We start from the raw sequence: 23787 nt of genomic DNA, 5'->3' as shown, positions 1-23787 counted from the left end.
CTTTTGTATGCCAAATCACATAATTTGGCACCTCGCTGGTTACAGTAAGGAAATCAATGGTGAAGGAGGAAAACCGTGTGGATCCATCTGTTGCAGTGACAGAACATTATTTCAAGCAGCTGTTCTCCGATCAAAGTGATTTCCAATCAAAGCAGCTATTCATCGGCGGGATTGAATATAGACTGTTTTATTTTGACACGTTGATTGACTCCTCCCTTATTCAAGAGTTTATATTGAGGCCATTACTGTCCCGTCCCCAAGAAGCCGTTCGCGATGTTGTGTCGATTCTCGACTTTGCCGAAACCGAGCTATTTGAGGAGGCGATTCAAGCGGTCATTAGTGGAAAAACCGTCCTGCATCGCAATGGGGAAAATCATCTTTATCTGCTTGGCGCGGATTTAAAGAAGGAGCGCTCCATTAATATCCCGACGAATGAACGGATACTTCGGGGAGCAAACGAAGCCTTTATTGAGAACTTAGATACCAATCTTAACTTGATGCGCAAGCTCATTGCATCTAAGGAGCTTATCGTCAAAACCTATACCTTAGGTCGGCTTTCGCAGACAAAAGTAGCCGTTATGTATATCAAGTCAATCGCCGATTCGTCCATCATAGATAAATTGGATCAAAGACTCAAAAACATCGACATCGACTATGTTGAAGCGCCTGGTTTTATCGATGAACTGATTCGTGAAAAGAAATTCAGCTTATTTCCTCAGCTGCTTATCACGGAACGGCCTGATCGTGCACGTGCTTATTTAATGGAGGGGAAGGTTGTTGTATCCACTGCTGGTTCCCCTGATACGATTATTTTGCCCGTTACGTTCTGGTCGTTTTTTCAAAGTCCGGATGATTACCATAGCAGCTGGCTGGTAGGTTCGACTTTCCGCCTTCTGCGCATTTGCTGTTTTCTGCTTACAATTGGCTTGCCTGCCTTTTATGTATCGGTCAGCTCCTATAATCCTCAATTATTGCCGATCAATTTCGTTAACACGTTGCAGAGCTCGCTCAAATATGTCACCTTCCCGCCTTTTGTTGAGACATTGTCGATGATGCTTCTACTTGAGATATTAAGAGAAGCCACGATCCGGCTAGCAAGTCCCGTTGGTCAGACGATTGGCGTTGTTGGCGGTATTGTCATCGGGACGGTTGTTGTGCAGTCTAATCTGGTGTCTAATACGATGGTGATCGTTGCTGCCTTAACAGGACTGGCTTCATTTGTCATTCCCTCCTATGAGATGAGCAGTGCAGTCCGCTTGCTCAGCTATCCCGCGATCCTTCTCTCCTCATTCTTTGGACTATTGGGTCTCGCGATTTTCTTCATGTTCATTTGTATTTTTCTATGCCAAATGAGTACGATGGGTGTTCCTTATTTTACACCGCCTTTTTCCCTTAAGGATACGAAGGATACACTCTTGCGTGCCCCAGTCTGGAGTATGCGCAATCGCCCAGTAGAAACGGCACCTCACAATCAAACTAGGCTACGGCGTCCGAGGAGTTGGAAAAGATGAGGAAGGAAGAGCATATCACCGGAAGGCAGCTTATTTCCCTTACGGTCATGGCGCAGCTGGGCACTGAAGTATTATCCCTGCCTCATGTTGGAGCAACAACAGCCGGACATGATACTTGGATAGCCGTTCTTCTAAGCGGGATGGCTGCGCAGCTTGGAATTATATTGATCTGGTGGCTGGGAAGCCTATACCCTAGGCGAAACTTCTATGCTTACACCAGCCAAATTGTTGGCAAGCCAATCGGAGTATTAATTAATTTGATTTATGGAACCTATTACGCCTTTTCCGGGCTCTTGATAACTGCTCTATATACCGACATTTTAAAAAGATGGATGTTTTCGCTCACACCGAGATGGCTTATCTTACTAATGCTTCTGATTATTTGTGGGTATGCCGCAACCTCAACGCTGAAGAAGCTAGCCTTTATATCGCAATCTTTTATGCTCTTTCCCGTCATCTGCTTTTTGCTTATCGCTTTTAGCGGAGTTTATGGATTTGACGCCAAGAATCTGTTCCCTATTGTATCCGATGGCTGGAGCCCGATTCTGAAAGGAATATATGCTGCATATAGCGCTTATATTGGCTATGACTTGCTGCTTTATGCCTACCCTTACGTGCAGACTCAAAGCAAGAAGAAACTACTATGGACCATGTCCATTGCCAACGCCTGTACAATTGTGTTCTATGTCGTCGTCTGTCTCGTTTGCTCTACGATGTTTAGCTTGAAGCAGCTGATCGTTATTCCAGAGCCGATTGTTTTTATATTAAAGAACTATAAGGTCCAAATTTTACAGAGTGTCGATATTTTGTTCCTCATTTTCTATGTAAGTGTCGTAGCAGCAACTGTTTATGTCTATTTCTTTATGGCAGCCAAAGCTTTCATGCATTTGCGTAGTGGAGGTATGGGTAAGCAGCATATTTGGGTTTGGGTTATCGTATGTATTTGTTTCATTGCGGGCTTCTTTATGACGAAGCGCAATGACCTGTTGCAAGTGGCAACGGTTCAAGATCAGCTGTCCATCTTCTTAGTTGTCGGATTACCAGTCATTCTGCTCATCATCTCCGGATTAAGAGGCGCTGGGAGGCGGGGAGTATGAAAAAAGGAATCGCAGCTCTCTTCCTCTGCTTGCTTCTCACGGGATGCCTTGATCAGCTGCAGTTAAAAAACCTGCTCTTTGTTGATGTGGTCGGAATTGATTACGTAGATGACAGCAAACAGCTTAAGGTTGACTTTGTCATTTCGTCGCTTCGGGAAGCTAACCTCGGAGGAGGCAGGCAGTCTGCCTTATTTATGGAGACAACAGGGGCTAACCTCTATGAGGCCGTGTCGAAAACAAACAAAGAAACACCCGGTATCCTCTCTGTTCTGGAGACCCGGCTGTATTTAATAAGTACTAAGTTCGCCAAAGAACAGCCACTGGACCACTTGAATATTGCTAGTCAATTTGCATCCAATCCGTTATATGCTTATCTGGCGATCTATGACGGCGATCTCTCGAAGCTGTTGGCCAAAAAAAGCATGAAGGATCAGACGGTAGCTAATTTTTTAATCGGCTTATTGGATGACGAGAAGACTAGAGGACGAATTCCTTCCAATAAACTGCTACACTATATTCTTGGGGGTACGCAGTTCATGAATGACTTCGCGCTAAATCGGTTCGAGCCCTACAAGGACAGTGCGCGGCTTGCAGGCACTTCATTATTTAGTGACGGGCGATATACCGGGATTAATTTGAGTAATGAAGACACTCAACTCGCAAACCTAATGGGAGGAGAAGCAGGTAAAAACCAGCTCATCATTGGTGAACAGAACGGCATACATTATTCCATTCTCGTTCAGAATGCTAAGCGTCACTTTAAGATTAATACGGATGCCGATAAGCTGCGCGATATAGCCGTCGACATACAGATGGATGTTAAATTAATCGAAGATGGCCCAGAATTAAAGAAGCACACCAATAAAGAACTCGCTAAGACGGAAAAAGCCATTGAAGCGGATCTAACTTCAAAAGCAGCTAAAGTGATTGCAACCCTTAAGCAGGCTAATTGCGATTACCTGCAGTTGGCACATGAAGTAGCAGCCTTTCATCCTAATGTATACTCAGGATTGAGCTGGCGGGAGCAATATCCACAGATGGGTATCAAACCACAAGTAAAGGTCAGGATCCTCAACAACGCTATCTTGGAATAAAACAAACAAGCGCCTACCGTTAGGTAGGCGCTTGTTTGTTACGTTCCTGAGCCTGCTATTCATCCAATAAAACATTAATAACCCGCTTCGCTTCTCTTGCCGATTCGGACTCCTTATCTTCTGCGGCGTAGGTGATTAATGCCTTCCATAACGCCCAGCCTCTTGCCCGATTTTCCGTATCGACGTCCAGGCCCACCGATTGAAGGAACACTCGTCTGCTTTCTTCGTCGAAAAAAGTCCATGCCATCGTTAGCTCAATAGCAGGATCACCAACACCCATAATGCCAAAATCAATCACGCTAGATAATTTACCGTTCTTTACAAGAAGATTTCCTGGTGCGATATCACCATGAATCCACACAGGCTCCTTTGTCCATTCAGATGCTGTCGCTCGATTCCATATTTCTAGACATTTCTCGGTATCGACTAAATCACCTAACGTTTCAAGAGCTTCTAAAGTCCCCTCATTGTAGACTATTGGAGGGTAGCCTCTGAAATAGTTATGCTCTCCGGCTGCTGGACCATCCGATGCGTCGATGGATTGAAGCTCCTTGATGAAGGAAGAAAGCTCCACAGCAAATTCATTTTGACTTGAGATATTGTCGTATCTTAACGTCTCTCCGTCAATCCACTTATTCACTGACCAGTAAAAAGGATATTCCTCGTCAGGCATTCCTTTTGCTAGTGGAGCTGGAATAGGCAAAGAAATATAGGGCTTCAGCTTTGGCAGCCAGTACGCTTCCTTCTCAGCTTGTGGTGCGTGTCCCTCGTCCCTTGGCAGCCTCACACTCATCTCATTACCTAGATGAAAGGTGAAGTTGTCGTATCCTCCTTTTTCAACTGGACGGATCGGCAGGTCTGCCCATTGCGGAAATTGCTTCTTAATTAATCGGCTGACTAGCTCGGTATTTATGGTGAACGTATTCATATCATCACTCCAGTACAAATTCCATTTGACGAAAGTATAGTTCCCGTTGTGCTTTGTTACAATGTTGAGTTTGGTTATATTCGAACTTTATCTATACTATTTTTCCGAGATTGTTCCGTCATCATTGACCTTTACATTAAAGGAAATCTTGTTGAGTTTAGCATAAGTCGTCTCGTTGTAGGCTGCTTCTCTAAGAGTTGGTCTCGTATTTACTAATTTGACCGGTGTAACTTTGCTGCTAACCTTATCTCCATTGAATGTCAAAGTAGCAATCATGGAATCGGTAGCTTTGTTCGAACGCTGCGTTGGTGTGAACACAAAGTTTCCGAGGGAGTAGAAGATTGGTTTCCCTTTATACGTCTCAATCCCTTGTAAACAATGGCTGTGGCTTCCCATCACCGCATCAACTCCAGCATCGATAAAAGCCTTCGCATACGTTCTCGCATAATCCTCCGGGTAATCTTGATACTCGTTATTCCAATGGATATAGATGATGGTGATATCGGAATATTTCACGGCATTTTTGACATAGCGCATCATCAGATCAAAGTTATAGCCGGAAGCGATACCAGCTTTCTTATCCCCAGCATACCAGGAGGGTCCCGACAGAACCCGACTAATGCCAACGATGGCTACTTTTTTACCGTTCACCTTTTTGGAATAAGCAGTAAAGGCTTCGTCTATGTTGTTCCCAGCACCAGTCCGGCCAATCTTATACTTGTCCAAATTCTGTACGGTATCTTTCAGGGCATCAACCCCATAATCGAGCATATGATTGTTGGCAATCGATACCCCGTCGATCCCGGAGTTCACGATGCTTTCGAGTGTTTTAGGAGCGGAGCGGAAGGTGTAGGTTTTGTTGGCCTGTTGCCCGCGTGTCGAGATCGGAGTCTCCAGGTTGGCGAAGCTGATGTCTGATCCGGATAAAATATCACGTACTTTCTCAAATGGATAATCAATACCGTACTTATCGATATTAGCGGCTACTTTCCCATCTAGCAAAATATCGCCGGCAAAGCTGATCTCAATCGGCTTGTCCTGTTCAACCTTCTTCGCAGAAGCAGCCTGAACAGCGTCACCGCTTACAGAAGCTGATTCCAGATTAAACCCTACAAAAATAAGAATAGCCGCAAGGTACTTTAGAATAACCATCCATATCCACCCTCCATGTCTTCTCCGAAATCTATTAATCCTCTGCGTGAAATCTACTAATATGTATGCTCGTAGAAGGAAATAGATTACTAGAAGACAAGGAATGGGCATGGAGATTTGCAAAAAAAAGAAGCCGTGACACACGGCTCCTGCTATTCTCTATTATTCTGTTAGTTTTTGATAGAGCCAGCTAACGGATACTCTACCGCTGATCTCATGTTTGCCTGGATGAATATCCGACTCGAGATGCTCCGGCACTCCCCATTCGGCATAGGTTTCCTGGAGAATAGTGATTGCCTTCCGCGTATCCTTCACCGGGAAGATCGGGTCATACTCTCCGGATTCTACGAACAATGCTCTAGGGGCAATCAGCCCCGTAAGCTCCGGCTGTTCTGCTTCAAGAACAATGCCCGGCAAATAATTATCTATACAATGAGACATAGCGAGCACGCTGCCTTGAAACGTATTGACCCAGCCGCATAATACCGTTGCTTTCACACGCTCGTCTAGTGCAGATGTATACGCCCCAATTAAGCCGCCTCCAGAAAACCCGAACACACCAATCTTCCCAGCATCTACATCTGGTCGGGATTCCAAATAATCGATCGCTCTAATCGCTTCATATACTCTCATCCCTGCTAATGTTCTTCCGTACATGAGCAGTTGAGCGGCCAAAGCTGCACAGGAGTTATTGCTGTTTGATCTCCCCTTCAGCTCGCTCCCCAGCCGACGATCACCAAAGCCCATGATTTCAGGAATGACAACAATCATCCCTTGTCGAACCAGTTGAACCGCAAAGCGGTTATAAATACCGGGATCCTCCAGTTCATGACCTTCTTCGTCAAAGCCCACCGCATCACTCATCCCGTTGCCATGCCCATGGCAGGCGAGCACGGCTGGTAATGGACCCTCTTTTCCTCTCGGAACAAGTACCCACACCGGCACATCAACCGACTCCATCGTTGAGTAAGTAACCATTTCCAATATAAAATCGCCGTAATCGATACGATCAATGACCTGAGCATGAAGCGGATATTTCCTATCGGGTAATGTTCCTAACGCCTGCTTTAGCTTCTTCATCATCCCAGCTCTCTTTTCCTCTGCCGAAGCTGTACGAATAGCCTGCCGTCTGTCTGCTGCCGTATGTTCATACAACTGTTTCAGCATTGCATCCATCGTCCAATTCATACTTTCACCCGCTCCTTTACTCCGCCCATATACGACGAATAACCGGAGTATCCTCTGAGAAAGTAAAATGAAATACATCCGGATTAGACAAAGCTTCCCATTCTTTAAACCCGATACGATCATCAAAGTACTTCAGCAGAAGAGAGATCAGATTGCCATGCGAAACGACTATAATGTTGTTTTTTTCAAGTTCGAGGGCTTCCAGAACTACACTAACAGCGCGGTTCATAGCCGTACTGCTGGATTCACCGCCTTCATAGCATAAATCCAGGTCATCATAGGTATGCCGAAGTCTGTCACGCCAATCAGGATGGTTCTCGCTGGATAAGACTCTCTCAGCCAATCTATGATCCAGCTCCACTTCTATACTAAGCCGATCAGCTAGAGGTTTTATGGTATGAACTGCTCTCTCATAAGGACTTGATAGAATACAATCAATCTCTTTCTCCATAAAAATAGCAGCAAGCTCTTCCGCTTGCCGAACACCTGACTCCGTCAGCCCAGCATTAGGCGCCTGCCCATCTGCTTTGCAATGTCTGACAACATATATATTTTTCATATCGCTTCTCTCCCTATGTACTAATTCGATACATACGCAAAAACAAATAGCAAATAGGCACACCTATAAAATTAATATATATATTAGACTCTTAACCACTTTCAAAAGTTTCCATTTTCAAAGCTATGTTTGTGAATATCTCCTTTTCCTTGCGTTCGGGTCAGAGGAGGTCGGGCTCGTCGGCTCCAACTATTACGTATCTCAGCTGTCTTCTGAGGAAATCGACAACGCCGTTGCCATGATCAACCTGGACAGCTTAGCGAAGGATGTCACGAGCATTGCGGGGTATGCACAAGATGCAGTGGCGCTCTTAACGGAGCTGCAAATCACGCAGGGCATGCCGGGTAGCACGTTCGCTCCCCAAAAAGCCGTAACCCGAGCGGAAGCTGCGGTCATGCTTAACAACCTTCTATACCCTCAATAAACGAAACAACCTTAGTCCGGTTAATTGCCGAGCTAAGGTTGTTTTTGTAAATAAACACAAAAGACACGGAACAATTCCGTGCCTCTAGTCACTATGCCAATTTCCCTTTTACCCATTTCGGGTCACACGAAAACCTTGATCGGGGCCAAAGCCATTCGCCTCAAACTTCCCTCGAAAAGCTGTCTCACTACTGCTAATGTCGCCGATCCAGCCGCCGCCTTTAACAACCCGTAAAGAGCCACTATCGCTATTCAAGTCTCCGTACCAGTTCCAGCACCATTCCCTTACGTTACCTGACATATCGTAGAGTCCAATCTCGTTTGGTGTCTTACCACCAACGGGTTTGGTCTGAACATGGTTGTTCTCAATTGCTGGCCAGTTCCAATCCCCAGACAACGGCTTTACCCCAGCATTTCTCCAATACCATTCTACTTCATCGGGATTATTACTTCCGCTGTACGTGTAGCTCTTGCTCATCTGACCGCCGCCTGCGGCATACTCCCATTCTGCTTCTGTTGGCAATCGGTAACCATTAGCTTCTGCGTTGACTGTAATTATCCATTTTATATCATCGTTTTCACTCTTATTATTCGGGTCTTTCGTATTCTTATCTATGTTATAAAACGGTTTATAACCCTCTTTAATACTCCTATTATTACAGTACTCAATGACGTCGTACCAGCTCACCATCTCTACCGGCAGATCATCGCCTTTGAACTGTGAGGGGTTAGTTCCCATGACCTCGGTCCACTCTTTTTGAGTCACTTCATATTTACCCATATAAAAATTAGATAGTGTTCCATTTAGTCCATAGTAGTTAGATTTTGTATTTTTAAAAATACCGCCTTTGACCAACACAAAGTTGGTCATCTTGTCTGTCTTTTCCGTCTTTTCTGTCTTGTCAGTCGTGCCAGTACTAGTCGCCACAGGACTTTCCTTACTTTCCGTCTGCCCCGTCTTGTCGGGCTTATCTTGCGAGCAAGCGCTGATCATAACCATTGCCATTATCAGAAGGAAGATGATTGGCTTTCTCATTATTTTGATCTCCTTTAAAATCCATAAGGCCGCCGGCAGTGAGACCGGCAGGCCTTATTTCTATCAATTTATTATTTTTACCAGACTGTTACGTTAGAGCTGCCGCTCGATTGGTAGCCTTCGGTCGCGAGTACTTGGTATGACCAGTTGCTTCCCAGGTTCATTCCTTTGCTCTTCCAAGCGTTAAAGTGGTTGCTGAATGTGATTGCAACGTTGCTGCCTGTCGCTCTCTTCGACTGACGAACACTCCAGAACTGAGTGAAGGTTGCCGTTCCATCAATGGAAGGTTGGTTAACCCGTTGAGTTGTATAGATATCATAAGTGCCGCCATCGCTGCTTACAGTGCCTTTGAATGTTCCAGTAGGTCTGTAAGTACCCCAGCTATCGACAACATAATATTCGATAAGGGAGTTTCTTGTCCATCCGTAAAGCGTTAAGTATCCGTTGCCGCTTGGCGCAAATACTCCTGCATTATAATTAATAACGCGGGAAGCTGATCCAGTACCCCAGCCTTTACCAACAACAAAATTCCCTGAATTTGACCATGAAACGCTGTAATTACCGCCAGATCCATTGGTAGCATTTACGGTACCGCCGCCATCCGTCCAATTTTGCCAATAGTCTGTTGCTGCATTTGCCGAAGCTGCAAACAAGCCAATGCTCATAGAAGCTGCAAGTAATGTTACCGCGATTTTCTTTTTAATTTTAAACATAATCTACCTCCTAGAATTTGGTTTGACTGGACTTACATACTACTTGAATCATTTATTTCCGTTTGATTCTAGCTGCAGTACTGTAATTATTCCTCATTGCCATCTACCAATTTCTTACTGTAACCTCCTCTCTGAAAAGAGTATAAAAGGAAAACGCTTTCATGGATACGGAACAGATTAAAGGTCTATCCCTAATTTCTTAAGTAATTTCACCTTTCGCAACATTTATGATGGGCTTCTACTGGCACCATTACGGAGCAGCCGGTTGCTTGAGGTGGAATGGACGCCAGATGGCCAAGCAATAGTTGCCGTGATTGAACAAGATGGTAAGCTATATATTGCTGTACGCAACATATAAGTAGGACGGCGCTTGGCATAAAAAACCTTCAATCCGCTGTTAAGCGAAGGTTTTTTGTGTCTATTAGCGCATGCCTTTACCGCCGCCTGCTCCCCCTCGGCCTCCACCACCGCGTGATTAGGTAATTTCAGTAATCTTTTCTCCATTGACCGTAACATCTCCGCCGTTTAATTGAGCTGTTCCATCCGAGTCAAAAGCGGAATAAACTTAAAAATACAAAAAGACACAGAAGGAGCAATTCCGTGTCTTTCAAAAAAATATTGAATTGTTAAATACATGAGGCTTAATTCAAAGACTCTCTTAATCTAAGCTGTACGACACTTTCTACATGCGAAGTCCAAGGGAACATATCGACCGGTGTCACTTCCACCGTCTTATATCCGCCTACTTCTAAGGTCTGAAGATCACGCGCCAGCGTCGAAGGATTGCAGCTTACATATACGACCCGCTCCGGCTGCATAGCCAGGATTGTGTCGAGAAGTGCTGGATCACAGCCCTTGCGAGGCGGGTCTACAACGATAACATCGGGGATAATCCCCTCTTCACGCCAGCGCGGGATTACCACTTCCGCAGGACCAGCCTCAAAAGAGGCATTCGTAATGCCGTTCAGCTTAGCATTACGTTTCGCATCCTCGATCGCTTCCGGCACGATCTCAACGCCATAAACACGTCCGGCTTTGCGCGCGAGGAACAACGAAATCGTCCCGATGCCGCAATAGGCATCAATCACTGATTCTGTACCAGTCAGCTGTGCATAGTCTACTGCTTTGCGGTATAGCTCCACTGTCTGAGCCGGATTGACCTGATAGAACGAACGTGCTGATATCGCGAAACGGATACCATCCAGCTCATCATAGATAACCTCACTGCCCCATAATACCTTGGTCTCATCACCAAAAATAACGTTTGTATCACGTGTGTTAACGTTCTGCACGATGCTCTTCACTTCAGGCAGCGCGGTGCGAATACGCTCTACCCATTGTTCAGCTTGTGGCAGCTTCCGGCCGTTTGTCACAAGCACGATCATAATCTCGCCGCTCACAAAACCAGTCCGCGTCATCACATGGCGAAGCAGTCCTTGGCCAGATTCTTCATCATAGGCTGACACACCAAGCTCACGTCCAATTGTCTTCACAATACGGACAACCTCGTCATTCCGGTCATGCTGGATATGGCATTCATCCGTATCAATGATGCGGTGACTGCCTTTCGCATAAAAACCTGCAATCAGCTCCTGGCTGCCGCTGGCGGATACTCCCGCTCCGATCGGCACCTGCGCCTTATTACGATAGCGCCAAGGCTCAGTCATCCCAACCGTCGGATGAACCACAACGCCTTCTTTATCATCGCCGGCAATCGTCAGCTTACCGATCCGCTCCAGCGCATCAATGACATGCTGGCGTTTCCAGCTCAGCTGCGCATCATAATTCATATGCTGAAGCTGGCAGCCACCGCATTTGTCATAAATACCGCATACCGGTACAACGCGGTCCGCGCTTGCATCCAGCAGCTCTTGAAGACGAGCGTAGCCGAAAGTTTTCTTCACCTTCATCACTTTCGCCCGTACTCGTTCGCCTGGGAGCGCCCCTTGAATAAACAGGGTGAAGCCATCTGCTCGGCCTACCCCTTCTCCGTCATGAGTTAAGCCGATAATATCAACGACAACCTCATCATTTTTTTGCACAGGAGCATCAACTACCACAGCCTGAGCACCACCTCTTGCTCGTCCATTATTCCCCTTGCCGGCCGAAGCCTGCGACTTGCCTTTTCTATTCGAACCCGCATTACGCGATTGATTTCTATTCATTATTGCTCTCCGCTTCCTCATGCTATTATCCCTATAGTGTAATGCATCTGCAAAAAGAAATAAACCTCCAAGGCATGCACAAAGCCTGCCAATAGAGGTTTACTCTTGTCTCTTAACGATGACGATAAGTTGCTTCGCCAAGCTCATCGGCAAAAATTCGCAGATGCGAAGGCAATACCGAGAACGTAAACGGCAGCGTACCGCCATATTCGCCGTCCAAGTTAATTTGGACGTAGCTTGGTGAGGTCACCTTAATCTTATTCGTCCGGAAATGAATGACATGGGAATCATTCAGATGCTCACCTCGAAGGGCAAGTGTAGCGATCCGGATAAACTCGGCGAGGTTACATTTCTTGAGCAGCACAACGTCAAACAATCCGTCATCCAGCTTGGATTCCGGCGCCAGCTTCTCGAATCCACCAACGGAGTTACTGTTACAGATCAGGAAGAGCATAAATTCCTCATGGAATTTGCCTACTCCTTCTGCTTCGATGACTAACTCTGTTGGGCTGAGTCGGGTCATTTTCTCTAACCCTTTCAAATAATACGCCAGCTGCCCAATCATCGTCTTCAGCTTGATCGGCACATCATAGGTCAGCTCGGTGAGTGAGCCTCCCCCTGCAATATTAATGAAGTAGCGCTCATTAGCCTGACCGACATCGATTGGCCGTGTGTAATTCTGAATAATGAGGTCACAAGCATACTCCCAATGCTTCGGGATACCCATCGCACGGGCGAAATCATTGGTTGTTCCAAGTGGTAAAATACCTAGAGGCGGCCTGTTCGGCTTATTCGCAAGTCCGTTAATAACTTCATAAATTGTACCATCACCGCCTGCCGCGATGATCAGATCGTAGTCACGATCGGCCGCATCTGCTGCTGCAAGCGTTGCATCACCCGCTCCGATCGTTGCATGACAGCTCGTTTCAATACCCGCTTGATCGAGCTTCTGCAGAATATCCGGGAGACGCCGTTTCATTTCTTCTCTTCCCGATGTCGGGTTGTAAATCAATCTTGCACGCTTCATAGACTAACCCACCATTTCTTTCAAAAAACGGTCATCTCATTCTCCTGAAGCCAAGCCGCCATCCGCCGCTCCAGCCAGCGTTCGATCGCTGGATGAGGCAGCATCGCCTGCCCGTTATACCGGTAATTAAGACCCTTTAATCTTGTAGGAATAACCGTTTTCGTAAAATATCCCTTGCTCAAAAACAAAGGAACAACAATAACCGCTTCATTCGGCCGCTCTTGCTGCAGAGCTCTTACCTGTTCTGCCGCTTGATCTGGGAGGAGCATGGCTGTCGCCGAATGGGCGAAGCCGCCTAGCTTCCTCAGACGTTCCGCGAGCAGATTCAGTCCTTGCTGCCAGCGTTCATGGAAGACCTTCTCCTTGCTGCCATGGGCAATGAGCATAACCGTCTCTGTTTCAGGATGGACAGATAATGACTTAATATTCGACAGCAGCAGCTCCGCAATATCTGAATCATCATCGATTGGCATACCGTAATTGACATTCGCCTGCACCCGGAAGGTTCCAAGATCCCCTTCCAGCTCCGCTGCGGGAGGAAGACCAAACGCTTGCCCAATCTCATCGACATGTGTGCTGCCTGACGAAATGAATAAGGGCAGAACGAATAAATCCGTAACGCCCTGCTCTTCTAACGCATTAATTCCATCCTGAATCAAACGGCCTTCCACGATTTCGAGAAAAGAAGAATAGACCGGCACGCCTCTTACGAGCGGGGAGGCTGCAGCAGCGGTAACCGCCTCATCGACCAGCCGAACCCATTCTGCTTCCCTCGAACCATGACTGATGACTAGAATCCCCGGCTTCATGGCACTATCTGCCTAAACGCTCTAAAGCCATTTTATACCCATCGTTACCATAATTCAAACAACGCTTAACCCGGGAAATGGTTGCCGTGCTCGCGCCTGTTTCCGCCTCAATTTGATTGTAAGTACTGCCCTTACCCAGCATACGTGCTACCTCAAGACGCTGCGATAATGACTGGATCTCATTAACCGTACACAAATCATCAAAAAAGACATAACATTCCTCAACCGACTTTAAAGTCAGGATCGCTTCGAACAATTGGTCAATCGCTTTATCATTCAGCTTTTTGAGCTGCATTATCATTCACTCCTCTGGCGTGATTACACGCGCATTTACAGCATTTCTATAACTGTTTATTACTCACATTGTATCGGTTTTAGGGGGGTTATTCAAGCATTACCGTATTCACGCTTTACAGGATGTAAGCGATCAGATTAGGTTATTATCCACATTATTTATATAAAATCGGGTCATTCGTCCAATCCGCATGTTTGCCTATGCCATAGACTAATATCAGGAATACTTCCCTATACGACATACGGGACCAGACCTCGCGTGCAGTCTAAGCAGTCCCGGATGGAAGCGGACGGAGCAGGGAAGCGTTATACACTTTGACAAAAAGGTTGTGATCCGCGTGAATTACCGGAGCTACCCTGGTGGCGGCAGCAATCCGAACCATCACCAGTATCCGCCGCACTCGCCGCATAGCGGCCATCACCGACGCGGCTATGCCAGAAATCAAGCAGGCAGCCAAGGCATGAACAGCTTCCAGAATCCTCTTGGCTTCGGCAATGGCAGCGCCCCAATTCCACCTGCGCCTCCTGTCTTCTCTGTAGAAGAGATTCCTATACAACAAGAGGAAAGCTTACCTGTCGTTGTACCGGCGACAGCTGCTGAAATGGTGGAAACGACAACTCCGGCTAAAGCTGGCGGCTTCACTATGCCAAACATGACGGAGATCAAGGGCTTTGTCGACCGCCTTGGTGGTCTGGATGGCATTCTGAGTACTGTCGGTAAAGTGCAGAAAGTGGTATCCAGTGTGTCTCAGATGGCCCCGCTGGTAAAGGTAATATTTGGTTCCTTCAAAAAGGACTCCAGCAGCGACACTTCAGACGATGATGTAGAAGTAGTACCTAAGAAACGCAAGCGCCGCAAAAAGCCAACCGGATCCGCTGGACGCCGCCGCAAGCGGAAACGTCAGCCTTGAGGTTAAACCAGGGGAGCTCATCCACTACTCCCCTTGGACATTGCACCTCCAACGCATACTGACAGAGTCTCTCCCTCCAGACCCCGTCCTCACTATTGCTTCAAATACTAGTTGCAGAGTATGATGAAGCTATACGTATCGTTCGGAGTGAAGCACACCCCGATTGCAGCCTTATTGGCTGCAGTCGGGGTGTTTTCTTTTTCCGATATACCATGATTGAAAGGAGTGAGTTTTACATGACAGCGGTTAGTTCCTCTTTGCAGCACTTTATTGATTCCTTCGAGCGGGAAGCTATTTTAAGTAGATCCTTCCGCAACAAACTGGAGCGGTCACAGATGTATTTTCTTGAGCGGGTATGGGGACCTGCTTTCGGAGATAACTTCGATGGACTTAAAGCTGAGCATCCTTTTGTTGATCATAAGGGAGGACGGCGATTCTGCGATTTCGTCTATGTGAAAAATGGCATGAAGCTCGTCATCGAAATTGACGATTTTACTACCCACGCAAGAGATATCTCGCCTGCCGAATTTCAGGATCATCTATCTCGGCAAAATGACCTCGTATTATCCGGCTGGCTCGTCCTCCGATCTACGGCCTGGCAGGTTGAGCCTCAGCCTCAGCCATGTATCGTAAAAGTAAAGCAAGCCATCGGTCATTGGTGGTCAATGACTTATCTGCGGGAAATGAAGCAAACGACGGACATGTGGGAATTGCGTAAACAGTGGATTATCCAAATGGCATTACAGCAACAAGGTAGACTTAGACCAAGCGACGTTGCACGCGAGTTCCAGATCAACAATCGCACCGCCGTAGACTGGATGCGTCGATTCGAAGAAGCTTCAATTATACGTAGGTTACCAGCTAAGCAACGTACGACAACCTACATACTGATGGATTATATCTCGGACTAAGCAACCACTTGTTCAGCGGAAAACCTCACTAATTGTGAGACTTTCCGCTATAATGGTCGCTATACTGGTATGCCTAAGCGGCGCTAGACGAAATAGTGAAGGTTTACGCCTTATTCACACGTTGACCCTCACTAACTATGAGCCTAGCCTCACTGTTGCTCCATTATGATCTCAATTAGCACACAATTGTCTCACTAATTAATGAGTTTCCCTCACTATCGCACCGGTACAATCTCATAGCTACTTTCACTCTCGCACCATGACGAGCTCAGCAACGAGCTACAGCTCAGAATCCCTCATTATGAAGTAGAAGTCGACACCGCTGTGTCTGATTTTGTCGAACACAGCGGAAGCTGTACAAGCCTCTCACGTTACTTTTGACCTAGACGCCGTGTCGAAATTTAGCCTTTGTGTTGCTTCTGCTAAGCCACTTGATTTAATTTTGCACATACGCATCTAGATTTTGATCAAAAATTTCATCATTATGGTAATTTACTCCAAAAGACTCATGAGTAATTCCTTCGTTTCACCTACAATGATTATAACATTATAATCTTTAATTCAATTTCTCCCAGCAAGCACTACTCCACTTGCTCTTCTTGCTCTTCTTGCTCTTCTTGCTCTTCTTGCTCTTCTTCCCTTAGTCTCCTCCGCATCCATTCCCTATCCACTGCAGCAGCTACCCTTCATTGTTTTGGCCGATATAAGCTCAACGAGTTTATATAAAACCAATTTCTTAGGAGGTATGATGTAATGTCCGTATTACGATTTTCGCGGCCAACCCCAGCAAAACTACTCATTATCTGCGCTCTCCTCGTACTCACAGTCGTAAGCATGTTGTTCAACACAACAAAAGCGTATTCACATGGCTATGTGGAAGGGCCGGCAAGCCGGGCGGCGCTATGCAGATCCGGTGCCAATACCGATTGTGGTTCCATCGTGTATGAGCCGCAAAGCTTGGAAGCACCTAAAGGCTTCCCTGCCGCAGGTCCTGCAGACGGTAAGATCGCAAGTGCAAACGGAGCATTTCCAAAGCTTGATGAGCAGTCCGCTACCCGTTGGTCGAAAGTGAACATATCCTCTGGCACCAATACTTTCACGTGGAAGCTGACAGCCAATCATTCCACTGCAAGCTGGAAATATTACATTACAAAGCCAACTTGGAACTCAAATGCCGCACTTACCCGTGATTCCTTTGACTTGACGCCTTTCTGCTCCGTTGCCTACAACGGTGCACAACCACCTTTCAGCTACTCCAATACATGTAATGTTCCAGCACGAAGCGGCTACCAAGTCATTCTTGCGGTATGGGAGGTTGCCGATACGGCAAATGCCTTCTATAACGTGATCGACGTTAATTTTATCGGAACGAATCCGGTAGATACGACAGCTCCTTCCGCTCCATCCTCCCTTGCTGCAACTACTACTGCATCCACCAGCGTGTCCTTGTCATGGAACGCCTCAACGGATAACGTTGGCGTGATTGGCTATAAAATCTACAATGGCAGTACCTTAGTGGCGAATACATCAAGTACGGGAACAAGCTATACCGTTACTGGTCTTACTGCAAGTACAGCCTATACGTTCACCGTCAAAGCCGTGGATGCAGCCGGAAATGAATCCAGTGCCAGCAACAGCCTAAGCGTCACAACAACAGCACCACCGGCCGTAGATACGACGGCACCATCCGCACCAGGCGGACTTCATATTATGGGTACGCCAACCTCATCCAGCTTGATGCTGATGTGGAGCTCTTCTACGGATAATGTAGCGGTGACCGGTTATAAAATCTACAACGGGTCGACTCTCGTAACAACGACCGCTGGCTCTGCCACGTCCTATACGGTTACGGGTCTGGCTGCAAGCACAACCTATAACTTCTCGGTTTACGCCATTGATGCTGCTGGCAACCAATCCGCAGCAAGCACCATCAGCGGTAATACGGCCGCTTCCACAGGCGCTCCTGCTTGGGCAGCCAATACCTCGTATGCGGTTGGAGCACTTGTCACCTACAACGGATCTACCTACAAATGCCTGCAAGCCCATACTTCTCTGACTGGCTGGGAACCTTCTAATGTACCTGCACTTTGGCAGCTGCAATAAATCAGAATCCAATAAAAAAGTGCCGGGTGAGTCTATGTAGACTACTCCGGCACTTTTACTTATAACTTGTCCAAACTTAAAAGAACACCTTATCAATAATCCAATAAATAGCTGCTGCTAAGAGCGCCGTAATTGGAATTGTAATTACCCAAGCAATAACAATCTTGCCAGCGAGCGACCAACGGACACTGGAGAAGCGCTTCGCACTGCCTACGCCGAGAATTGACGACGTAATAACATGCGTTGTGCTGACTGGCAGTTCCATCATCGTTGCAGTCAAGATAACACCAGCCGAGCCTACATCTGCAGCAAAGCCATTGATAGGCTCAATCTTGAAGATTTTTGTACCCATTGTCTTAATAATCTTCCATCCGCCAATGGATGTACCAAGTGCCATGGACAAAGCCGCCGACATCTTAACCCACAGCGGAACATCCAGATGGTCCTGAATGCCTCCAGCTACCAAAGCGAATGTAATAATACCCATCGCCTTCTGAGCATCATTTGTACCATGGGAGAACGATTGGAATGCGGCGGTCAAAATCTGACCGAACCGGAATCCTTTGTTCACCTGATGTGGACTGGACTTCGCAAATATTCGCTTCAGAATCCACATGATGATAAAACCAATCGTAAAAGCAATAAGCGGCGAGAAAATTAGCGCTTTAATGATATCGACAAAACCATGTGCGTTTATCGCATCAAATCCTGCGCCGGATGCTACAGCACCAGCAAGCGAGCCGATCAAGGCATGTGACGAGGAAGAAGGTATGCCGAACCACCAGGTTAGCAGGTTCCATATAATCGCCGAGATAAGTGCTGCTATAACGATCTCTACCCCGTTAGGCAAATCAGCCGGGTTAGCAACACCGCTGCCGATCTTCTTAGCAACCCCTGTGAAGGTAATGGCTCCAATGAAGTTCATACATGCCGCCATAATAATGGCTACCCTTGGTTTAAGCGCCCGCGTCGATACCGTCGTTGCGATAGCGTTCGCCGTATCGTGAAAACCATTTATAAAGTCAAAACCGAGCGCGAATATGACAACCATCCATATAGTGATTGAATCCATTTGAATTGATTCCTACTCTCCGTGTAAGCTTAGCTGTTGCGCATAATGATCGATTCCAGCGTATTCGCTACATCTTCGCAGTAGTCGGTCGTTTGCTCCAACATTTCGTAGATTTCTTTCCGTTTCATGAGCTCAATCGGATCCTTCACATTCGTGAACAGGCTCTTAATGCTTACACGAAGCAGATCATCGGCTTGGTTCTCCAGCTCGTTAAGCGCAATGTTAGGCTCACGAATGGCAAGCAGTTTTTTGTCTGTCAGCAAGTAGATTGCTTTCTTGATTTGGTTCGCCGAGCGAAGCAAAATATCGCCGAACAACGTTATGTACTCGTCTTTTTCTTGAATATTGTACATCTCAAAACGCGATGCGCAAGCTTCAATACCGTCAAGCACATCATCCAGAGACGAAGTTAATGCCATAATATCTTCTCGCTCAATTGGGGTAATGAACGTTTTGTTCAGTTCTTTCAGAATGGTGTGAACAAATTGGTCACACTTGCTTTCGTACTCTTTCATTGTTTTTGCAAACAAAGTAACATCCGACAGGTCCGAAACACCGTTTGAGAAGTATTCAATTGCATCAACCAGTGTATCTGCCATTTCTTCAAAAGTCTTAAAGAAAATATCCTTTTTCTTAAACATCTTAATCCCCTTTGCCCGACTGGATGGTTAGGCTTCATTCGAAATGAGCCCAGAATATCTTAACACAGTTTACTTTAGAATTGTTAAGGGAATGTAAAGGATTTATGAAAAGTTTGCGTTTTTGCAAAAAAAATATAAAAAGGCGCGCTCCGCATAGGAGCGCACCGCCATTATATCCTTTATGGCTGTTTACGCGGTCACCCTCTACACCTAATTAGAGTGTGTCCGACAAGTTTATTTTTTACCCATAAATCACATGCTCTGCAAAAGTTGGTGTATTCGGAACGACGTTAAAGAACGTTTTCCCTGGGATAAAAGTGAGCTCTGCTCCATCTTTCATCAATCGGACCATGTTGTCTTTGCTCCGAACCCATTCACACGCCACCGCTTTGCCTTTCTGGAACAAGATCGCTGACCCACCTGCATGGAGGTCAACAGATAGACGCCCATAATCATCCAGTGTTTTATGGTTCGCACCAAGCACAACCACATTGGCAGCAGTCAACTGCTCGCCGTTATTAAGATCAGTATGTGGTTCGTCGTTAATGGAACGTTTGTAAACACCTCTTGCCTCATCATAAGCATAAGAAACTTTATAATCCTTCAGCAAAAATTTGATCTCAATGGATGCAGCCGCTTCTCCCGAAGCTGTCGATCCCTCTTCTGCAAATGGGTAAGTAGGTACCGTTACATCACTCTTGTAGCCTTTCTTCTCCGCCCCAGCCCGCAGCTTCGCAAGCTCAGAATACAAATTATGCGGTGCCTTACGGTCCTTGCTGCGCCAGAAATAAGGGCCCGCATTCGAAATCTCATCGAGATAAGGCTTATTCTGATGCTGCAAAATATCATAGCCATCATTACTTGCCCCTGAGTGGGCCAGGATAGCGCCATAACTTTCGCCAATATCAATCAGGTAAGGACGAATACTTCGGATCGGGCCAATCGCATCGTTCACCGCATCTGTGCTTTGGAATATCGCAACAAGCCGGGTGATTCCGCCTTCGGCTAATACTTCCCATACAACATCGGCATTAGTGAGTCCAGATTGCGGACGCGCCGGCTTTAAATTATTAATCATAACCGCAACTGGACGTGCCGCTGCTTCCGTTTCACGTTTCAGTCCTGTCAGAGGAGCTGTAAAGCCAAGTTCCGGTGTTGGTTCTGGTGTTGGAGTAGCCTCCGGCTCGGTTGATGCTGTAGGTGTTGGTGTGGCTTCCTCCGTATTACTGCCCGCACCGCTGCTGCATGCCGATAAGACTAGGATTAGTAAACCAAAAATGAATATACTGCGTAATCGTCTGCCCATGAGTTCCCCGCCTTTTAGTAGAGAATGATAGAGTCGAAAAAGTCGAATACTACCATTTAATCATAAAAAGCAGGGATTGTCTTCCTAAATACTCCAGTTATGCCAATCCTGTTGCTGTTTATCGAGCCCCTCCAGCCATTCGGAAGTGACACGAATCGCTTCCTCCTGGTGATGCCTTGAAGAGTACGTATGGTTAGCCTGGAAAATAATCTCCTTATCGCATAGCCCGTCGCTGCGCGTCCAGAATACCTTCTGATATAGGAAGCTGTAATCCACTGGAATAAGATCGTCGCTTGTACCGTGGACAAGCAGTACCTCTCCGCCAAAGCGAGTTGCCGATTGGAACGGCTGATGCTGTAGCAGAGATTCGAAGAATACCGGCTGAAGAGTAAAGCCTGCATAATCGGTACTGCCCTTCTGCACGGCCTCGTCGTAGCCAGAACGCCCCACAATACGAACAATATCATTAAACGGATACGCTACTGGTGACCATAAGACAAGACGTTTTACGCGTTTGTCACGTACAGCTGTCATAATGGCTATCGCACCACCCAGGCTATGTCCCAGCAGAACAATCTTTCTTGGATCTACGCAGTCCATCTCCGCTACATAATCAATAACCGTACGAGTCTGGTCGATCATGCTATCAAAGCCCAGCGCACCATAGTCGCCATTGCTCTCTCCGCAGCCGCCATAATCGAACCGAAGCACGTAGGAACCCTGCGCTGCAAGCGCACGAGCAGTCTTAACGAATAACCGATCAACGCCTACCCGGCTTCCGATAAATCCATGGCATATAATAATGGCTTGCTTCTTTTTCGAACTGTCCTTCGCATGATCCGTTGGATAATGAAGCGTAGCTGTCAGCTCAAGCCCTTCATGACGCAGCAATAATTGTTTTTCCATAAAAGATGTCCTCCTGCGGTTACTTTCTCATTTATATATAATTCCTACCCGAATACTATGATTTAATTGAGTTCATATTATCACCTGTATAAGGATGGTGTCAATAGTCTTATTCTGTCCGCATAGCTGTCCATTAATTTTCCCATCAGACGAATAACACAGCCAATGATTGCTCAATCTACAATTAGCACACTACTGTCCAACCAAGGAGATGATTCCCTTGCCGATGTGGATCACTTGGCTCACTGATCATTGGCTTACGGTTCTATTGCTTGCCGGCATATTCGTTGCCGTGTTATATATCATCCTTGACCGCAGCCTGCTGTTCTATAAGGAGTAACCCGCAAGACTAAGGGGCAACACTACATTGGATTTTGTACAGTAAAAATAAGTCCTCAGATACCGCAGCTAAGGCTATACTGGATTTCATCCAGTATAATTTTATAAATTTAAGCTGGAATGGACCAATAGAGCAGATTTTACTGTATGGAATCCATTGTAGAATGAAGTACTACCTATTTACAGCATTCAGACTGTATATAATCCAGTGCAGCAATAGAAGAAAACAAAGAAAGCGGTCATGCAGGTAGATACCTGCTGACCGCTTTCTTTGTTTTACATGGCTACAAATGGGGCTTAACCCTTCAACGCTTTTGCTGCAATATCCGTACGGTTATGCATGCCGTCGAAATGAATGACGCTTACCGCTTCATAAGCGCGGGCACGTGCTTCCGCGATATCACGGCCACGGCCAACAACACCAAGAACACGGCCGCCGCTAGTCACGATTTTACCATCCTGCTCGGCAGTACCGGCATGGAAGACAAGCGCGCCTTGTGCTTCTGCTGCCTCAAGGCCTGTAATCTCACGGCCTTTCGGATACGATGCCGGGTAGCCTTCTGATGCAACGATGACACATACCGCTGCTTCTTCGCTCCACTCAAGCTCCAGTTGATCCAGACGTCCGTTCAAAGACGCTAGAACAACGTCAACCAGCTCGGTTTTGAGGCGTGGCAATACAACTTGTGTTTCAGGGTCGCCCATACGAGCGTTAAATTCAATTGTTTTAGGGCCATCTTTAGTAATCATCAGACCAGCAAACAATACGCCGCGGAATGGCCGTCCTTCGCTTACCATCGCTTTAGCCGTAGGAATAATAATATTCTGGATCGACTCATCGATAATCGATTGCTCGATATGCGGCAGCGGGGAGTATGTACCCATACCGCCTGTATTTGGGCCTTTGTCGTTATCGAATACCGGTTTGTGATCTTGCGCCGGTACCATCGCTTTAACTGTCTCACCATCAACAAAAGCGAGGATCGACATTTCTTGGCCCTCGAGGAATTCTTCGATGACAATTTGGTTGCCAGCATCGCCGAATACTTTATCAACCATGGCTTCTTTGAGTGCTTGCTCTGCTTCTTCCAGCGAGTAAGCAACCGTTACGCCTTTGCCTGCTGCAAGACCATCCGCTTTAATAACGATTGGCACGGATTGTTCACGCAAATAAGTAAGAGCTGCTTCATATTCCGTGAAAGTCTCGTATTTGGCAGTTGGGATATTGTATTTGCGAAGCAGGTCCTTCATGAAGATCTTGCTGCCTTCAATCTCCGCTGCCGCTTTGTTTGGGCCATAGACCGGAATGTTATGCGCTTCGAACGCATCTACGATACCTGCTGCAAGTGGATCGTCCGGACCGATGAAGACAAGATCAATAGACGCATCCTTTGCAAACTTCACAAGCTCATCAAATTGATGAACCGCGATTGGCACGCAATCTGCAATTTGCGCAATACCTGCATTACCGGGTGCACAAAATACTTCTTTAACCTTATCGCTTTTCTTCAGCGCCCAAACAACAGCATGCTCGCGGCCGCCGCCGCCGACAACTAGAATTCTCATCGCTCTTATTTACCCCCTGATGATAGATACTTATCT

22 protein-coding genes are annotated in these 23787 nt (G+C 46.5%); 7 read left to right on the top strand and 15 right to left on the bottom strand.

Annotated features, from left to right (window positions below; genetic code table 11):
• Positions 1-77: 77 nt before the first annotated feature.
• Genes AC0YNT_RS25815 through AC0YNT_RS25805 form a run of 3 tightly spaced genes read left to right on the top strand, consistent with a single transcriptional unit; the run spans position 78 to position 3702 of the window.
• Entirely contained in the window at positions 78-1511 is a 1434-nt protein-coding gene (locus AC0YNT_RS25815) for a spore germination protein (RefSeq protein WP_475807179.1), read from the top strand.
• On the top strand, positions 1508-2608 hold the full coding sequence (locus tag AC0YNT_RS25810; RefSeq protein ID WP_475807178.1) for a GerAB/ArcD/ProY family transporter: 1101 nt from the start codon (positions 1508-1510) through the stop codon (positions 2606-2608). Before AC0YNT_RS25815 ends, AC0YNT_RS25810 begins: the two co-directional genes overlap by 4 nt.
• Positions 2605-3702 (top strand): Ger(x)C family spore germination protein, encoded by a 1098-nt coding sequence (locus tag AC0YNT_RS25805; protein WP_475807177.1) that lies wholly within the window; start codon positions 2605-2607, stop codon positions 3700-3702. The genes AC0YNT_RS25810 and AC0YNT_RS25805 overlap by 4 nt, the downstream gene beginning before the upstream one ends.
• 55 nt (positions 3703-3757) lie before the next feature.
• Here AC0YNT_RS25805 and AC0YNT_RS25800 read toward each other — a convergent pair whose 3' ends face one another.
• From AC0YNT_RS25800 to AC0YNT_RS25785, 4 genes are all read right to left on the bottom strand, one after another.
• Positions 3758-4630 (bottom strand): aminoglycoside phosphotransferase family protein, encoded by an 873-nt coding sequence (locus tag AC0YNT_RS25800; RefSeq protein WP_475807176.1) that lies wholly within the window; start codon positions 4628-4630, stop codon positions 3758-3760.
• A 96-nt stretch (positions 4631-4726) separates the two neighbouring features.
• A complete protein-coding gene (locus tag AC0YNT_RS25795) occupies positions 4727-5782 on the bottom strand; it encodes a CapA family protein (RefSeq protein WP_475807175.1) in 1056 nt (351 codons plus the stop codon).
• Positions 5783-5944: 162 nt separating this feature from the next.
• Positions 5945-6970 (bottom strand): alpha/beta hydrolase family protein, encoded by a 1026-nt coding sequence (locus AC0YNT_RS25790; protein WP_475807174.1) that lies wholly within the window; start codon positions 6968-6970, stop codon positions 5945-5947.
• 16 nt (positions 6971-6986) lie between these two features.
• A complete protein-coding gene (locus AC0YNT_RS25785; protein ID WP_475807173.1) occupies positions 6987-7529 on the bottom strand; it encodes a histidine phosphatase family protein in 543 nt (180 codons plus the stop codon).
• Between AC0YNT_RS25785 and AC0YNT_RS25780 the strand changes: the two genes are divergently transcribed.
• Positions 7498-7953 (top strand): S-layer homology domain-containing protein, encoded by a 456-nt coding sequence (locus AC0YNT_RS25780; RefSeq protein WP_475807172.1) that lies wholly within the window; start codon positions 7498-7500, stop codon positions 7951-7953. The genes AC0YNT_RS25785 and AC0YNT_RS25780 overlap by 32 nt on opposite strands.
• A 108-nt stretch (positions 7954-8061) precedes the next feature.
• On the opposite strand, the gene AC0YNT_RS25775 is transcribed toward AC0YNT_RS25780, so the two are convergent.
• The 6 genes from AC0YNT_RS25775 to AC0YNT_RS25750 all read right to left on the bottom strand — a co-directional run bounded on the left by AC0YNT_RS25775 (position 8062) and on the right by AC0YNT_RS25750 (position 13997).
• Positions 8062-8988: a formylglycine-generating enzyme family protein gene (locus AC0YNT_RS25775; protein WP_475807171.1), complete on the bottom strand. Its 927-nt coding sequence runs from the start codon at positions 8986-8988 to the stop codon at positions 8062-8064.
• Positions 8989-9065: 77 nt separating this feature from the next.
• Complete coding sequence (locus tag AC0YNT_RS25770) at positions 9066-9701, bottom strand: glycoside hydrolase family 11 protein (protein ID WP_475807170.1); 636 nt, start codon at positions 9699-9701, stop codon at positions 9066-9068.
• 641 nt (positions 9702-10342) lie between these two features.
• Positions 10343-11866 carry a 23S rRNA (uracil(1939)-C(5))-methyltransferase RlmD gene (rlmD, locus tag AC0YNT_RS25765; RefSeq protein WP_475807169.1) on the bottom strand — a complete coding sequence of 508 codons (1524 nt, stop codon included), beginning with the start codon at positions 11864-11866 and terminating at the stop codon, positions 10343-10345.
• Between the two features lie 112 nt (positions 11867-11978).
• Positions 11979-12893: a diacylglycerol kinase gene (locus AC0YNT_RS25760; RefSeq protein ID WP_475807168.1), complete on the bottom strand. Its 915-nt coding sequence runs from the start codon at positions 12891-12893 to the stop codon at positions 11979-11981.
• Between the two features lie 20 nt (positions 12894-12913).
• Positions 12914-13702 carry a sirohydrochlorin chelatase gene (locus tag AC0YNT_RS25755; RefSeq protein ID WP_475807167.1) on the bottom strand — a complete coding sequence of 263 codons (789 nt, stop codon included), beginning with the start codon at positions 13700-13702 and terminating at the stop codon, positions 12914-12916.
• Between the two features lie 4 nt (positions 13703-13706).
• Positions 13707-13997 (bottom strand): YerC/YecD family TrpR-related protein, encoded by a 291-nt coding sequence (locus AC0YNT_RS25750; RefSeq protein ID WP_028612369.1) that lies wholly within the window; start codon positions 13995-13997, stop codon positions 13707-13709.
• Positions 13998-14334: 337 nt separating this feature from the next.
• Between AC0YNT_RS25750 and AC0YNT_RS25745 the strand changes: the two genes are divergently transcribed.
• The 3 genes from AC0YNT_RS25745 (at position 14335) to AC0YNT_RS25735 (ending at position 17921) form a co-directional block, all read left to right on the top strand.
• Positions 14335-14907, top strand: coding sequence for a hypothetical protein (locus AC0YNT_RS25745; protein WP_475807166.1), 573 nt, complete (start codon positions 14335-14337; stop codon positions 14905-14907).
• Positions 14908-15143: 236 nt separating this feature from the next.
• On the top strand, positions 15144-15818 hold the full coding sequence (locus AC0YNT_RS25740; RefSeq protein ID WP_475807165.1) for a hypothetical protein: 675 nt from the start codon (positions 15144-15146) through the stop codon (positions 15816-15818).
• Positions 15819-16571: 753 nt separating this feature from the next.
• Positions 16572-17921 (top strand): lytic polysaccharide monooxygenase, encoded by a 1350-nt coding sequence (locus tag AC0YNT_RS25735; protein ID WP_475807164.1) that lies wholly within the window; start codon positions 16572-16574, stop codon positions 17919-17921.
• A 76-nt stretch (positions 17922-17997) separates the two neighbouring features.
• Here AC0YNT_RS25735 and AC0YNT_RS25730 read toward each other — a convergent pair whose 3' ends face one another.
• From AC0YNT_RS25730 to purD, 5 genes are all read right to left on the bottom strand, one after another.
• Positions 17998-18993, bottom strand: coding sequence for an inorganic phosphate transporter (locus AC0YNT_RS25730; protein WP_475807163.1), 996 nt, complete (start codon positions 18991-18993; stop codon positions 17998-18000).
• A gap of 29 nt (positions 18994-19022) precedes the next feature.
• Positions 19023-19634, bottom strand: coding sequence for a DUF47 domain-containing protein (locus tag AC0YNT_RS25725; RefSeq protein ID WP_167278819.1), 612 nt, complete (start codon positions 19632-19634; stop codon positions 19023-19025).
• Positions 19635-19875: 241 nt separating this feature from the next.
• On the bottom strand, positions 19876-20940 hold the full coding sequence (locus AC0YNT_RS25720) for a DUF3048 domain-containing protein (RefSeq protein ID WP_475807162.1): 1065 nt from the start codon (positions 20938-20940) through the stop codon (positions 19876-19878).
• Between the two features lie 84 nt (positions 20941-21024).
• On the bottom strand, positions 21025-21846 hold the full coding sequence (locus tag AC0YNT_RS25715) for an alpha/beta hydrolase (protein WP_475807161.1): 822 nt from the start codon (positions 21844-21846) through the stop codon (positions 21025-21027).
• A gap of 636 nt (positions 21847-22482) precedes the next feature.
• Positions 22483-23751: a phosphoribosylamine--glycine ligase gene (gene purD, locus AC0YNT_RS25710; RefSeq protein WP_475807160.1), complete on the bottom strand. Its 1269-nt coding sequence runs from the start codon at positions 23749-23751 to the stop codon at positions 22483-22485.
• Positions 23752-23787: the final 36 nt, after the last annotated feature.

The organism is Paenibacillus sp. J22R56, from assembly GCF_056269375.1.
This window is presented reverse-complemented; position numbering and strand designations above follow the sequence as displayed.